The following is a 14,445-nucleotide window of genomic DNA, read 5'->3' as shown; positions in this document are numbered from 1 at the left end:
TTCCTCCTTAAGCTTCCGTCCGGTGGAATTGCGATACAAACCGCACGTCATTCGTATAGAAATGACGGATATCTTCCACACCATATTTCAACATTGCAATTCGTTCAGGTCCCATACCGAAAGCGAAACCTGATACGACAGCCGGATCATAACCAGCCATTTTCAGCACGTTCGGGTGTACCATTCCAGCACCCAAAATTTCGATCCAGCCCGTTTTTTTACAAACGTTACAGCCATCTCCGCCGCATTTGAAGCAAGAAATGTCCATTTCAACAGACGGTTCCGTGAATGGGAAGAAGCTTGGACGGAGACGAATTTCACGCTCATCGCCAAACATTTTCTTCGCGAATAAAGAAAGGGTTCCTTTCAAGTCGCTCATCCGGATATCTTCTCCGATGACAAGCCCTTCGATTTGTGTGAACTGATGTGAATGCGTCGCGTCATCACTGTCACGTCGGTACACTTTACCCGGGCAGATAATTTTAATTGGTGCGCCGCCTTTTGTTTCCATCGTGCGAGCCTGTACAGGTGACGTATGTGTACGAAGAAGTATATCTTCGGATATGTAGAACGAGTCTTGCATATCGCGTGCAGGGTGGCCTTTCGGCAAGTTCAGCGCCTCAAAGTTATAATAATCTTTCTCAACTTCGGGACCTTCAGCGATTTCATAGCCCATGCTAATGAAGAAGTCTTCGATTTCTTCAACTACACGTGTTAGCGGATGGTGATTCCCAGTTCTTGCTGGACGTCCAGGTAATGTGACATCAATTGATTCTTTTTCAAGCTGTTCATTGATTGCCAATTCCTCAAGTTTCACCATACGGTCTTCCAGAACTTCAGTTACCGTTTCGCGGATGACATTGACGAGTGCCCCCATCTTAGGTCGTTCCTCGGCAGGGAGTTTTCCCATCCCTTTCAGTAAATCAGTGATTGGCCCCTTTTTCCCTAAATAGGCAACACGGACTTCGATTAACGCTTTAACATCTGAAGCAGCTTCAATTTTTGCAAGCGCCTCATCTTTCAACAGTTCTAATTGTGCTTCCATTGCGATTCTCCTCTCGAAAATAAAAAAAACCCGCCCCTTATAAAAGGGACGAGGACGATTTCGCGGTACCACCCTGATTATCATACCAAAAAGATATGATCACTCAAATCGGAATAACGGTCCGGCACCGGCTCACCTTTACAGCTTACGCTGGTCCCGGCGGCAGCTCACGGGGTGAACTTCGACACTCATTTACCCATCTGCGCTTTCAGTCAAGGCGCGGACTCCCTTTCGGCTCATGTGTTGTTTACTTTTCCCGATCATCGCTTTTCATTTCTGTTCATAACCAATAGTATACCCGATTATGATTTGTACAGCAACAACATGCAATTTTCACAGTTTGGAGTACGTATACAGTAAGATTCCAGTCGCAACCGCCACATTTAACGATTCCGCTTTGCCGTACATTGGAATTTTGACTGTGTTGTCCGCCATTGCAAGCAATTCAGGATTGACACCGCTGCCTTCATTTCCAACGATCAATGCAAATTCGGCTTGTGGCCAGATATCCGAGTGATTCACAGCATTTTTTAATCCTGTCCCCAAAACTTGAATGCCCGCTTCTTTCGACTTAGCCGTCCATTCAATAAGATCACCTTTGACGATTGGGATATTGAAATGGGAGCCTTGCGCAGACCGTACTGTTTTCGGATTATATGAATCAGCGGTCCCTATCCCAAGAATAACTGCATCCATTCCAGCAGCGTCAGCCGTTCGTATCATTGTACCGACGTTTCCAGGATCTTGAACTGCGTCAATTAATAAAAGTTTTTTCCATGTTGAATAATTCTCTTCAGCGTGCACCGGCTGACGGCAATGTGCATAAATGCCCTGCGACTGTTCCGTCTCAGATATTTCTTTCGCAATCGCTTCTGTTATTTCAACAAGTTTCACATCTTCAATAGACCATCCTTCAGGAATTTCAACACCGTCACGGGTGATTAACGCGAGAATTGTCCCATCACTTTTCAATGCTTCTTCAACGAGATGAAAACCTTCGACAAGGAATTCTTTCGACTGATCGCGTTCTTTTCGTGTTGTAACAAGCTTTTTCCAATGTTTCACAAGTGCGTTTTGTGAGGATTCAATGCGTTTCATATATTCTTTACCGCCTTTTTCTTTTCAGTGTAACAAATGGCGGTATAGTTGGCGATATTTGTGTCCAAAATGAGTGTGGGAGGTTGATAAAATGGATTTTCAAATAAGAGATGCGATTACGGCAAACATGACGAATAATACAGCGGATGATATCCGAAACGTTGTGGAAGATGCCATCAAGCGAGGCGAAGAACACCTGTTACCAGGCCTTGGGGTGTTTTTTGAAAAGCTGTGGAATAGTTCAGGTGAACAGGAAAAAACAAAGATGGCCGGAGAACTAGCACAAGTATTTTCGGCAAGTTAAACTGTGTGAAAACTTCGTGTACCACTGTCACCCGCGCAATTTTCTAGGACTTCGTCTTGATAAACGTAAAGCCGCTCATTCATTGAGCGGCTTTTGTATTTTTAGAACTAGACATTTTTCCAAATCCTTCATGGCGTAATTTCATTTTTTGATCAAACATATTTTCAGTTTACCATTAACTTTGAATGAATCGGCAAAAAAGCCTAGGTGGCAAACCTGGGCTTTTAAAGTATTTAATTTAATTGAATCAATTTCATAATTGCTTATTTTAATTAAAAACCCTAATATTAACGAAATTTCTTAATAGATTATTCGTTTGCATATATGAGTTCCGTTGATTGCAACGGAAGGCGGCGACTCCAGCGGGAACAGCTAGGAAGAGAAAGAAGTTCACTCTTCCCTGGCTGAAAGCCCCGCAGGAACGCAGTGACGAGGAGATTGAAGCCGTGCCCGCGGAAAGCGTCCGCCTGGAGTGTAAATCAACCTTGTTCGAATCTTAGTACAAAATCCTCTTTATGAAATTGATTTAATTATAACAAAGATGCAAGTACTGCTTTTTGCGCATGCAATCGATTTCCTGCTTGCTGGAAGACATAAGAATTCGGACCATCGATAACAGAAGTCGCCACTTCTTCTTCACGGTGAGCAGGTAAGCAGTGCAAGAACATGTAATCCTTTTTCGCATGAGCCACCAAACTGTCGTTAATTTGAAACTCTTTGAATGCTTCAAGACGTGCGGCCGCTTCTTCTTCTTGGCCCATACTCGTCCAGACATCAGTATAAACAACATCTGCATCTGTAACAGCCTCAACAGGATTCGTCGTTTCAATAACACTTCCACCATTTTTTACAGCAATAGCTTTTGCTTTCACTAATAGATTCGGATTGTATTCAAATCCTTTTGGTGTTGCGACAGCTACATGCATACCCATATGTGCTGCGGCAATGACCAATGAATGAGCTACATTATTTCCATCCCCAATGTATGCTAACTTCATTCCCTCTAATGACCCTTTCACTTCCAAAACCGTCAGTAAATCTGCTAATGCCTGACATGGATGAAAAATATCCGTCAAGCCATTGATAACTGGAACCGAAGTATGTTGTGCCAATTCTTTCACCATTTCATGTGAGTTCGCACGAATCATGACGCCATCTAAATACTCAGACAGTACATGACCAGTATCATAAACCGATTCCCCACGCCCAATTTGCAAGTCGCGTGCATTCATGAATATCGCATGCCCACCTAGCTGGATCATTCCCACTTCGAATGAAATACGTGTGCGCGTTGAATGCTTCTCAAAAATCATACCGAGTGTTTTTCCCGCCAATAAATTTGGCATCTTGCCAGCTGCCATCTCTTTTTTCATAGTATCCGCTTTATATAATAGATACGCTACCTCATCTCGCGTATAGTCCAGTAGTGTCAATAGATCTTTCCCTTTTAATCCTGCTAATATTTTAGTTTCGTCCAAGTCAATCATCACCACTTCTTCATCCCCTATCGTTTATTTCAATTGGTATCTCTGATTATATGTATGCATAATTATAAAGTCAAGTGTATTTTTATAGATGTTCATGAATAAAAAAGGCTCAAGCCATTTTACTGGCCTAAGCACACCTTTTAAATCTTATTCGAAAGTGATTTTATTTACAGTATCCCTGTCTAATTTCTTAATAACTGCGACAATCAGTTTTACCGTATTTTCAAAATCATCACGGTGTAAAATTCCTGCATGGGAATGAATATATCTTGTTGGTATACAAATTGCGAGTGATGGTACACCGTTTCCAGAAAGATGGATAGAACCCGCATCCGTCCCTCCACCTGGAATTGTTTCGAACTGATATGGAATACCATTTTCTTCAGCAGTATCGACTACTAACTCACGCAATCCTTTATGTGAAACCATTGAAGCATCGAATAATAAAATTTGTGGACCATCGCCCATTTTGCCCGTCGCTTCTTTTGAAGTGACACCTGGCGTATCGCCTGCAATCCCTACATCAACTGCAAAACCGATATCCGGTTGAATTTTCGTTGCCGCCGTTCGTGCACCCCGCAGCCCAATTTCTTCTTGTACAGCCCCGACGCCGAAAACGATATTCGGGTGTTTTTCGCCTTTAAGCGCTTTCATAACATCGATTGCGATTGCGCAGCCGATACGGTTATCCCATGCTTTTGCAAGAAGGTATTTATCATTTTTCATCACTGTGAATTCAAAATAAGGCACTACCATATCTCCGGGCAGAATACCCCATTCCATTGCTTCTTCCTTTGAAGTTGCACCTACATCAATGAACATGTCTTTACTATCGACAGGTTTTTTACGTGCTTCCGGTGATAATATATGCGGAGGTTTTGATCCTATAACACCTGTAATTGTATCGCCTTTGCGTGTAACGATTGTCACGCGCTGTGCAAGCATCACTTGCGACCACCAGCCTCCAACGGTTTGAAACGACAGGAAGCCTCTATCATCTATTTTAGATATCATGAATCCGACTTCATCGAGGTGACCAGCAAGCATGATTTTAGGTCCATTTTCTTCGCCCGTTTTCTTCGCAATCAAAGAACCGAGTCCATCCTGTTCGATTTCATCCGCAAATGGCGTTATGTACTTTTTCATCACTTCACGGGGTTCACGTTCATTTCCTGGAATCCCTTTAGCATCCGTTAACTCTTTTAGCATCATTAATGTATCGTCTAATTTTGTCAATTACTTCGCCCTCCTAAATATGTTCCCTATGAGTAGTATATGCGAAAAGTGAAGTGTTATCAAAAAACTAGGTTTTAATATATCCTTAAACAAAAATATCCCCCAACCAAAAGTTAGATTGAGGGATTTTAGCTTACATCAACTATCAAAAGATAAATTTTTAGGCGGGTATATAGTGAATTTCCTAGGTGGCTCTAGTGCTATTATAATAACTCTTTACGCAAATCTGCAGCGCTTTTTGGTGATAGTAAACCAGGTGCAATATCAAATACTGTTTTTGCGCCTGTTTCACCATTCTCATTCAACCTGTAAGCTGCACGTGCGTATGCAACGAGTACACTTGAAGTAAATTCGGGATTGCTACCGAGTTTTAGTGAATACTCTATTACTTGTGTATTGCCAACACCTGTCTTACCGCTACGAATTACAAAACCGCCGTGGGGCATTGCCGAGTGGTCCTGTTTCAATTCTTCTTCAGTGATAAAGGTAACAGTCGTATCGTAGTCAGAGAAGTAGTCTGGCATTGTTACAATCGTGTTTCGCACTTCTTCAGCGTCAACGCCTTGTTCCAAGACCACATAGCATTCACGCGTATGTTTCTCACGCGTCGACAATTCTGGTAACGAACCATCCCGCACGCGATCGACTGCATCTGAATTAGGAAGCGTATATTGTACAGCACCTTTTACGCCTTCAACTCTTCTGAGTGCGTCGGAATGCCCTTGGCTTAACCCTTTGCCCCAAAATGTATACGTTGCTCCTTCTGATAATACTGCTTCACCGAACAAACGATTGATGGAAAATAAACCCGGATCCCATCCGACGGAAATGATCGCAGTCTTACCATTCGGTTTAGCCGTTGCATCAACCGATTCAAAGTATCCTGGAATTTTTGCATGCGTATCAAAACTATCGACAGTATTGAAAAGAGCAGAAAGAGCTGGTCCTTGTTCCGGTAAATCATTTTTTGATCCACCGCAAAGAATTAGGACATCAATCTCTTCTGTATAATTTTGGATGTCAGACATCATATGAACAGGTATATTGCCATTCAGCAGTTTAACGTCCTCTGGCTTCCTCCTTGTAAATACGCTTACCAGTTCCATATCGTTGTTTTGAGCAATCGCGTATTCAACACCGCGGCCTAAATTTCCATAACCTGCAATTCCGACTCTAATTGTCATCGTTTTTATTCCCCTTTCGATCTAATGCTTTCAATTTCAGCAATTTACTATATAAGTTTATCTCTTTATTCGTCATCTTTCTATATAACTCATCTGCTTTTGCTAAAAAACATTCATCAATCAAGACAAATCCATATCCAGTGCCGATTTGTCTAATCAAAGGAAGTGCTTCATACTTTAATGGATAGCCGCCATCTTCTCTTAAGAACCCTTTTAATGATTTCATATATTTCATAATCGCACTATGAAGTTTTTCATTTCTATGCATCGGTTCTGACGATGTAAAGATGAATGTCGTTGTTTCGCCATATGGGCTACTTCCTTCTGAATTCGCTACATGTTCTGCAACCCATCCTGTAAAACGGCCATTGTCGGCCAATTGAATGATTTTATCAAAAACCGTACTTAAAATTTCATTTATCATAAAAGACAAGTCTGGTTCTTCTTCTATCAACTTTTCATTATCAAAGTGCATGACCCATCCTGCAGTCGTCATTTCACGATCCAAAACTGTTTCAATTTCTATATAAGGACCCGGATTTCGTGACTCGTCATGGTACAGTTCTGCAAGCGTGATTTGCATATCATTCTGCACAGACTCCGGAATAGTCATAAGCATTTGCTTGTCTATCGTAACTAAATCATTTACTACTCTTCCGAAATAAAACGGAATTTCTTTCTGTATGCTTATCAAAGCTGAAGCCAATCTAGACTTTTCATCGTCAGCACGAATATTTAGTTTAAATGGAATCGTCACCACATGACCACCGCTAGTCCAAATAACTGCTTCCATAAAAATCGCTTCGATGGATGAATACGCATGACTCACTACAATTCCCGCTTTAACGACAGCATTCGCCTCGAAGTGATTCGTTTGAATAAATATTTCAATTGAAGTATCAGATGCGATATGTGCGATCACTGGTGATCCTAAATTGAATGATTGGTGAACATTCATATATTCAGGTTTATTCAAATCGGCAACTTGGCGTTCTGACAAATCCCTGGCGTAAAAAGGCTCGTAGTAATCCTCCAATTCCAATTCAACAAAAATATACTGTTTTTCAATTTGCGCTTCATTCTTTGTATTATCTTGCTTGCTGAAAAGTTTTTTAAGGAAACTCATTCATTTCTCACCTCTTGTTCTATCAGATCTAAGCGTAATCTTATCGCTACAGTTCGTATAATGGCAAACCAAATGGATTGTTCACAATCTATCCTTTTCCCCTTAGCTCAAACTAATGCTAAAATATAGAATGGTATCTATATCATTGAAAAGAGGCTACATTATGCGTGGGTTTGTTTACCTCATTGTATTTTTCTCGTTTTTCGACTTATTTTCACAACTTCCCGTTATGAGTCCATTTGCATTATCACTTGGTGCTACGCCATTCCTGGTAGGACTTGCGGTAGGAATCTATTCATTTTCTAACACAATCGGGAATGTCATTTCAGGTTTCATGACCGACAAACGAGGTCCATTCCTCATACTAGTACTCGGACTTTTTGCGACGGCGATTTCTCTCTTCCTCTACGCGTTTGTTTCTGGGCCGATGTCACTGCTCGGGGTGCGATTCGTTCATGGTTTTATGGAAGGACTAATTGTTCCCGCAGCCTTCACTTTCCTAGCAAATCGTGCAGAAGGTTCAAAACGTGGTAAAAATGTTGCAATTTCGGGTGCATTCGTTGGAATGGCCGCAATTTTAGGACCTGCATACGGAGGTATTGTTGCTGCTAATACAAGCACCTCCTTCATAATGGCGGTCAACGGCGGGATTATGCTACTGTTAGCAATACTAGCATTCTTCGTTCTTCGTTCTTATACATATGTACGAAAAAACCCTTCACGAGGTACTGGTGAATTCCGGGTTATTAATCTGTTCCAGCATCCCGGTATGGTTAGAGCTTTTGCGGGGGCATTCTTTTTAATGTTTTCCCAGGGGGTACTAGCCCTTGTTTTACCTTTAAAAGTAGCGTCGCTCGGATTCGATACGAAAACGACGGGGTTATTATTAAGTACATTCGGCGTGGTTGCAATTCTAATCTTTTTATTACCCATTAATCGAATTTTTGACCGCGTACGACCGGTTGTGACGCTAGCATTCGGAATTGCACTCATGGGATTGAGTATGTTGTTCCTAAGCCAAATTGAAGAATTGAATTACTTGTATGTTGCAATGGGTATTTATGGAGCGGGATTTGCTTTCCTATTCCCATCGATCAACTCACTGCTAATCGATTCTTCGTCTGCTGAATTCCGTGGAAAAGCTTATGGTTATTTCTATGCATTCTTCTCAATAGGCGTTGTTGCAGGTTCGGGACTTATCGGCTTCCTCGACCTGGAATATCGAGGAGCATTCATGCTGACTGGTTTCCTCCTGCTGGCAGTTGCTCTGTATGCGTTAATTGGCTTAACAAAAAGAGAAACTATTGACAAATCAGAGTAGGTCGTTTAATGTCAGATACGAAATGAATACCCTGTTCGGGAGAGGTTCATAGCGACCCTCTTAAAAAAACTATGGATAACGGAATTTAAGTCATGTGCATTCGATATGGCTCTTTTTTCCGGCGCCTATGGACCTCCCTGACAAATTTATGGGAGGTTTTTTAATTGGCTGGAAGAGATGAGGCAACACTGACCGACTTAACTTTACTCGGTAATCAAAACACAAAATACGTGTATGAATACAACCCTGACGTTTTAGAGTCAGTCGACAACATGCATATCAATCGTGATTATTTCGTGAAATTTAATTGTCCTGAATTCACTTCACTTTGCCCAATGACCGGGCAACCCGATTTTGCAACGATGTATATCAGTTTCATGCCAGACAAAAAACTAGTAGAGAGTAAAGCACTTAAATTATATCTCTTCAGTTTCCGCAATCATGGCGATTTCCATGAAGACTGTGTCAATATTATTATGAATGATTTAATTAAACTGATTGAACCACGTTACATCGAAGTATGGGGTAAGTTCACACCACGCGGCGGATTATCAATCGATCCATATTGTAACTATGGTAAACCCGGCACGAAATATGAAAAAATGGCAGAACACCGGATGATGAATCATGATATGTATCCGGAAAAAGTAGATAACCGTTAAAAAATTTAGATTAAAGTAGTAAACGCTACCCCAATTACTTTGTGGATTTAAATTGCTGTTTATTGATTAGAGGTTAGACTTTCTTTCTAATCATTGAATATGAGTCAGTTGTATATTCTGATAAATCAAGAGGCAGGCACTATCCCATTCGGAATAGTGCCTGCCTCTTTTATTCAAAGTTCATCAAGCGTTTTGCATTTGATAATTCTTGATTTCTTCCATGAACGGATCACCGTATCGTTCCAGTTTCGCAAGTCCTACACCGTTTACTTCTAGGAACGCATCATTCGTGATTGGCATTCTTGCTGCCATGTCCCGTAATGTTTTATCGGAAAAGACAACGAACGGCGGTACACCGGCTTCTTGGGCAAGTTTCATACGAAGTGCACGGAGCTGATCGAATAACGGATCATCATTTGCGACTTGCATAGTAACAACAGAAACTTTGCGATGTACTGTCACCTTACCTGTCAGTACATCTTTTCCTGCTTCACTAACATAAATGGTCGGAAATTGCCCATTTTCCACGCCAAGATAACTTTCCGAAATAATAAACTCTATGAAATCGGAAATGTCTTTAGCGCTGCGTCCCTTCATCAAACCATATGTCGTTAATTTATCAAAACCGAATTCAATCACTTTCTTGTTCCGTGATCCGGTTAATACTTGTGCAATCATAGCCTTGCCAAATCGTTGGCCCATTCGAATGACGCATGACAATACTTTTTGAACATCTTTCGTGACGTCTGTACTTTCACGAGTGTCAGTGCAATTGGCACATCTTCCACAATCCACTACATCCGTCTCTCCGAAATACAGGATAATGAACTTTTGTAGACAAGTTTCCGTATGGCAATAATCAATCATGGACTGTAATTTCTCCAGCTCAGCGGGAATTCTGCTTTGGTCTTGCGATTGGTCAATTAAGAAACGTTGCGTTTGAACATCCTGTGATGAAAAGAGCACAGTACAAGCACTATCGAGCCCATCACGGCCTGCACGGCCTGCCTCCTGATAATAACTCTCCATGTTTTTCGGCATTTGGTAATGAATAACGTAACGAATATTGGACTTGTCGATTCCCATTCCAAACGCATTCGTCGCTACCATAACAGCGGCTTCGTCATTTAAAAAGCGGTCTTGGCCGGATTGGCGTTCAATATCCCCAAGTCCAGCATGGTATTTTGCGACTTTCACTCCACTTCTTTGTAGGAAGTCATGCACTGAATCGACGGCTTTACGAGTCGCGGCATAGATGATACCCGCTTCCCCTTCATTTTTCCGAACATATTCTTTTACGAATTTTTCACGGTCTTGCCCTTTAACAACGGAAAAAGTTAGATTTGCTCGTTCAAAACCAGTCATTACTGTATTATTTTCACTAATTCCGAGCTGGTTGCAAATATCTTCCCTAACTGCCGGCGTAGCCGTAGCTGTTAAAGCAAGTAGAACCGGTTTTTTATCAAACAAAGAAACGATGCTACTAATATTTCGATAACTAGGTCGGAAATCGTGACCCCATTGTGAAATACAATGCGCTTCGTCGATGGCAACCATCGGAATTTTCATCAAACGCAACTGATTTTTAAAAGAGGGAGAGTCAAGACGTTCTGGTGCCACATAAAGAAGCTGATATTCACCCTGCACAGCTCTTTCCATCGTATCAAAGTATTCCTCCGATGACATCGAACTGTTGATGTATGCTGCCGGAATCCCAACTTGATGGAGCGCGTCAACCTGATCTTTCATCAATGAGATTAGTGGTGAAATAACGAGGACAGTACCATCCATCACAAGTGCGGGAACCTGATAACAAACAGACTTCCCGCCGCCAGTCGGCATAACACAAAGCATATCTTGATAATCCATAACTCCACGGATTACTTGCTCTTGTCCTATCCTGAAAGAAGGGTATCCGAAATACGTTGTTAATATCTTTAATGCTTTTTCGATTTTTACCGTCTCCTTCCAATATATGTCGATATCAAAATGGCCTTAGTCAGAAACTGGGGACTAGACGAAGAAAAAAGCACCGGGTAATGGTGCTTTTTGTAGGTTTATTTTTCAAAAAGCATACGTTCCTCGTCGCGGCTATGTATTTCATTGACGACAATCAAAGCGTGAAATTTGTGTAGTACAGCAGGGCTCAAATTTTCTTCTTCGCGCAATTGCTCAATGTCTTTCACAATAATTCGCAGTAAATCATGATCCCGTGTCAATTGAATAACTGCGTCCTTCAAGTCCGGGTTGCGTTCAGCAACTTCCCCGTAAAATCCTTGTTCTTCCGCATCCGCATGACTAATAACACGTGTCTTCCAATATTCAATCAAGTCATCTGCCGCTTGATTCGCTAATTCAAGATCTCCCTGTTTCAAGAAATCCATCATACCCTCTGTTTTACCGATTGCTCCTGAAAGTCCACCTTCATGTATCGCGCGGTGAGAGTGAAGTTGTTTGAGTGCAGGTCCAGCCATTTCAATCATCCTTTCATCTCGAGCATTTCTTTAAGAATACCAGATTTGATGGCATAATGGAATGGTTGCCGGGTTATCATTAGATCAGTTTCGTTTTCAACACGGCTTTGCCTTCTGCCACTTCAATTTCCGCGTATGCTCCATTGACAAATGTCATTTGAGGAGGCACGTGTCCAATATCTGCATTATAAACGATTGGAATACCCGTCAGCTTAGCCAGTCTTTCCATTGCATCTACATCACTAAACCCACCTTGGGCGATTCCTGCCGCTGTCCTGCCGAAAATGATGCCTGCAGTATTATCCAACCAGCCTGCATTATGCATTTGAAGAATAGATCTATAGAAATCGGAAGCATCCAATTCACAATTTTCAAGCGCCCAAACTATTTGATCATCCGCAACATATTTTTCCCGGAATGTTTTTACGTCCCCAAATGGCGTTCCAATCAGATGACGGATTGTATCAATACAGCCAGCTAATAGACGTCCTTCAAACCGAACAGGATGATTTCCTATCGTTTCCCATGCTGTTTCCATATCCAATTTAAAGACATAAGGATCTGGTGTTGCAAAATGCTGCCATTCTGATTGGAACTTTTCAGATGAATGCTGAATAATTGTATCCCCAGCGGATGCCTTAAGCACTTCCAGGAATTTCGAAGTAACTGGGTCCCATTCATCACTCCTTAAATCAACAAAATTAGTTCCATGAACTGTAGCGATGCCAGTTAATAGTGTAATCGTCAACAGCAATGTACTAGTATCCGAGTAACCCGTTGCCCATTTCGGCTTCAATTCTTCGTAATTTATAAGCGGAAGAATTTCAGACAAAAAGTGGCCGCCCCATGGAGGTATAACTGCATTTATATTATCATCCGTCATCATATCTAGAAATTCCTTAACACGTATTTCTTTCGGTGCTGAAGTCAGTTTTTCATTCGTCCAGACAGTCTCCCCAAGGAGTACGGTGTATCCCCTTTTCTCAAATTGATGGGCGGCTTTTCTCAGCAGATGATGCAACTCACTTTCAACACCTGAAGAAGTCCCAGTGACTCCTATTGTTTGGCCGATGCCTATTGGTTTAGGATAACGAATCATGGTCATTTCCCCTACTTTCCAATTTCCTTTTATAATCATCTATCTTTTCATTGAATTACCCCCACTTTCACTTCGTTTGGAAGTGGGAGATTCCTAAGACCACTGACGTAACCGCCAGTTATTGATTAGGCTAACCCCGCAATCCCTGCGGTTAAAAGCCTTTCGGCTTCATTTTTTATATTTATACTTGCGTTAATATCTCTATCGTGATGGTCTCCACACTCTCGACAATCCCATTCACGCAAGGCAAGATTCTTAACGTCTTTGTTTCTATATCCACAAGATGAACAAAGTTGGCTTGATGGGAATGTTTTACCTACAGCAATGACTATCTTCCCGTACCACTTCGCCTTGTATTCAAGCATTGCGCGGAACTGTGACCAACTCACTTCACTGATTGCTTTGGCTAAGTTGTGGTTTTTCAGCATGTTTGATACCTGCAAATCCTCAATTCCGATGACATCGTGGTTTTTGATGATTTCGATGGAGACTTTATGCAAGTAATCATTTCTTTTGTTTGCAATTTCTTCATGAAGACAAGCGACTATTCTACGTTGTTTCTGATAGTTCTTCGCCTCGAGCAGGGGTTTCTGTTGACGAATTGCTTGTTCTTTTCTTCTTGAAAGAATCCGCTGTGCTTTGACTAATTTCTTTTCCAATGCGCGAAAGAATTTTGGATTTTCATAGACGGCTTCATCTGAAAGTATGGCGAAATCCTTTAGACCAACATCAATACCGACAGAAGTATTGGTTTTAGGTAGCTTACAAGCCTCTGTTTCAACAAGAATGGAGACAAGATATTTCCCGCTCGGATTCCGTCTGATTGTCGCATTCATTATACGCCCTGAGATTTCACGGCTTTTTGCGAGTTTAACAACCCCCAACTTGGGCAATTTGATGGTATTGCCGATAACTGCAATATTACCGTTTGTCTGTTTTGTTTTGTAAGATTGGACGTTATTTCTTTTCGATTTAAAACGGGGTGGTTTGGTTTGCTTCTTAAAGAAACGGTCAAACGAGTCTGCAAGGTTGCGGACAGCTGATTGAAGAGCAATGCTGTCCACTTCTTTTAACCAAGATAATTCCTTTTTCAACAAGGGAAGGCCAGCTGAACAAGTACCATAAGTTAATCCTTTACCTGTTTCTTTATAGGTGTCATTCCATTTATCCAAAAAGTGATTAAAGACAAATCGGCTACATCCGATTGTTTTAGCTATGAGGACTTGTTGGTCTTGGTTTGGATAGATACGGAACTTATAGGCTTTGTTGATCATCACAGACTTTCACCTCGTTTCAAAAGGGTTTTGAATTAATTATAGAACGAATGTTCTGTTAATGCAAGGATTTTAGGCTACTGCCCAACCGAAATTCATCTCCCACTTATCACTGGGCTACGCCCTTGTCGTGAT

13 protein-coding genes, 1 riboswitch and 1 other annotated feature are annotated in these 14,445 nt (G+C 41.5%); of the genes, 3 read left to right on the top strand and 10 right to left on the bottom strand.

The genetic code is table 11. From position 1 onward, the window contains the following. Nucleotides 1-7 precede the first annotated feature (7 nt). Together pheS and AC25Y5_RS01855 are read right to left on the bottom strand one after the other, a co-directional pair. Entirely contained in the window at nucleotides 8-1,045 is a 1,038-nt protein-coding gene (pheS, locus tag AC25Y5_RS01860) for a phenylalanine--tRNA ligase subunit alpha (RefSeq protein ID WP_488138820.1), read from the bottom strand. 41 nt (nucleotides 1,046-1,086) lie between these two features. Next, nucleotides 1,087-1,318: a binding site (T-box leader), on the bottom strand. A 60-nt stretch (nucleotides 1,319-1,378) separates the two neighbouring features. Further along, nucleotides 1,379-2,143 (bottom strand): TrmH family RNA methyltransferase, encoded by a 765-nt coding sequence (locus AC25Y5_RS01855; RefSeq protein WP_488138819.1) that lies wholly within the window; start codon nucleotides 2,141-2,143, stop codon nucleotides 1,379-1,381. Nucleotides 2,144-2,234: 91 nt separating this feature from the next. Here AC25Y5_RS01855 and sspI point away from each other — a divergent pair, with 91 nt between their 5' ends. Continuing rightward, nucleotides 2,235-2,447 (top strand): small acid-soluble spore protein SspI, encoded by a 213-nt coding sequence (gene sspI / locus AC25Y5_RS01850; RefSeq protein WP_482099723.1) that lies wholly within the window; start codon nucleotides 2,235-2,237, stop codon nucleotides 2,445-2,447. Nucleotides 2,448-2,977: 530 nt separating this feature from the next. Here the strand turns inward: sspI and argF are convergent. The 4 genes from argF to AC25Y5_RS01830 form a co-directional block, all read right to left on the bottom strand. After that, complete coding sequence (gene argF / locus AC25Y5_RS01845) at nucleotides 2,978-3,934, bottom strand: ornithine carbamoyltransferase (protein WP_488138922.1); 957 nt, start codon at nucleotides 3,932-3,934, stop codon at nucleotides 2,978-2,980. A gap of 147 nt (nucleotides 3,935-4,081) precedes the next feature. Further along, nucleotides 4,082-5,170, bottom strand: a complete 1,089-nt coding sequence (locus tag AC25Y5_RS01840) for a M42 family metallopeptidase (RefSeq protein ID WP_488138818.1) — start codon at nucleotides 5,168-5,170, stop codon at nucleotides 4,082-4,084. A 203-nt stretch (nucleotides 5,171-5,373) separates the two neighbouring features. After that, nucleotides 5,374-6,354, bottom strand: a complete 981-nt coding sequence (locus AC25Y5_RS01835; RefSeq protein WP_488138817.1) for a diaminopimelate dehydrogenase — start codon at nucleotides 6,352-6,354, stop codon at nucleotides 5,374-5,376. Next, a complete protein-coding gene (locus AC25Y5_RS01830; RefSeq protein ID WP_488138816.1) occupies nucleotides 6,344-7,480 on the bottom strand; it encodes a hypothetical protein in 1,137 nt (378 codons plus the stop codon). Before AC25Y5_RS01830 ends, AC25Y5_RS01835 begins: the two co-directional genes overlap by 11 nt. A gap of 163 nt (nucleotides 7,481-7,643) precedes the next feature. Here AC25Y5_RS01830 and AC25Y5_RS01825 point away from each other — a divergent pair, with 163 nt between their 5' ends. Next, the gene (locus AC25Y5_RS01825; protein WP_488138815.1) at nucleotides 7,644-8,801 is read left to right on the top strand and encodes an MFS transporter; all 1,158 of its coding nucleotides are present in this window, start codon (nucleotides 7,644-7,646) and stop codon (nucleotides 8,799-8,801) included. Nucleotides 8,802-8,836: 35 nt separating this feature from the next. Next, a riboswitch (PreQ1 riboswitch) is annotated at nucleotides 8,837-8,880 on the top strand. 85 nt (nucleotides 8,881-8,965) lie between these two features. Next, nucleotides 8,966-9,463, top strand: coding sequence for a preQ(1) synthase (gene queF, locus AC25Y5_RS01820; RefSeq protein ID WP_482099728.1), 498 nt, complete (start codon nucleotides 8,966-8,968; stop codon nucleotides 9,461-9,463). 183 nt (nucleotides 9,464-9,646) lie between these two features. Here the strand turns inward: queF and recQ are convergent, their stop codons facing one another. From recQ to tnpB, 4 genes are all read right to left on the bottom strand, one after another. Further along, entirely contained in the window at nucleotides 9,647-11,416 is a 1,770-nt protein-coding gene (gene recQ / locus AC25Y5_RS01815) for a DNA helicase RecQ (RefSeq protein ID WP_488138921.1), read from the bottom strand. 104 nt (nucleotides 11,417-11,520) lie between these two features. Next, nucleotides 11,521-11,937, bottom strand: coding sequence for a hemerythrin domain-containing protein (locus AC25Y5_RS01810; protein WP_488138814.1), 417 nt, complete (start codon nucleotides 11,935-11,937; stop codon nucleotides 11,521-11,523). A gap of 79 nt (nucleotides 11,938-12,016) precedes the next feature. Further along, a complete protein-coding gene (locus AC25Y5_RS01805) occupies nucleotides 12,017-13,036 on the bottom strand; it encodes a S66 family peptidase (protein ID WP_488138813.1) in 1,020 nt (339 codons plus the stop codon). A gap of 125 nt (nucleotides 13,037-13,161) precedes the next feature. Beyond that, nucleotides 13,162-14,310 (bottom strand): IS200/IS605 family element RNA-guided endonuclease TnpB, encoded by a 1,149-nt coding sequence (tnpB, locus tag AC25Y5_RS01800; protein ID WP_488138920.1) that lies wholly within the window; start codon nucleotides 14,308-14,310, stop codon nucleotides 13,162-13,164. Nucleotides 14,311-14,445: the final 135 nt, after the last annotated feature.

The organism is Sporosarcina sp. Y1011, assembly GCF_057669885.1.
This window is presented reverse-complemented; position numbering and strand designations above follow the sequence as displayed.

Bases quoted from the DNA above. Each gene is read 5' to 3' on its own strand.
- pheS (WP_488138820.1), bottom strand. From the start codon at position 1,045: ATGGAAGCACAATTAGAACTGTTGAAAGATGAGGCGCTTGCAAAAATT.
- AC25Y5_RS01855 (WP_488138819.1), bottom strand. From the start codon at position 2,143: ATGAAACGCATTGAATCCTCACAAAACGCACTTGTGAAACATTGGAAA.
- sspI (WP_482099723.1), top strand. From the start codon at position 2,235: ATGGATTTTCAAATAAGAGATGCGATTACGGCAAACATGACGAATAAT.
- argF (WP_488138922.1), bottom strand. From the start codon at position 3,934: ATGATTGACTTGGACGAAACTAAAATATTAGCAGGATTAAAAGGGAAA.
- AC25Y5_RS01835 (WP_488138817.1), bottom strand. From the start codon at position 6,354: ATGACAATTAGAGTCGGAATTGCAGGTTATGGAAATTTAGGCCGCGGT.
- AC25Y5_RS01830 (WP_488138816.1), bottom strand. From the start codon at position 7,480: ATGAGTTTCCTTAAAAAACTTTTCAGCAAGCAAGATAATACAAAGAAT.
- AC25Y5_RS01825 (WP_488138815.1), top strand. From the start codon at position 7,644: ATGCGTGGGTTTGTTTACCTCATTGTATTTTTCTCGTTTTTCGACTTA.
- AC25Y5_RS01810 (WP_488138814.1), bottom strand. From the start codon at position 11,937: ATGGCTGGACCTGCACTCAAACAACTTCACTCTCACCGCGCGATACAT.
- AC25Y5_RS01805 (WP_488138813.1), bottom strand. From the start codon at position 13,036: ATGATTCGTTATCCTAAACCAATAGGCATCGGCCAAACAATAGGAGTC.
- tnpB (WP_488138920.1), bottom strand. From the start codon at position 14,310: ATGATCAACAAAGCCTATAAGTTCCGTATCTATCCAAACCAAGACCAA.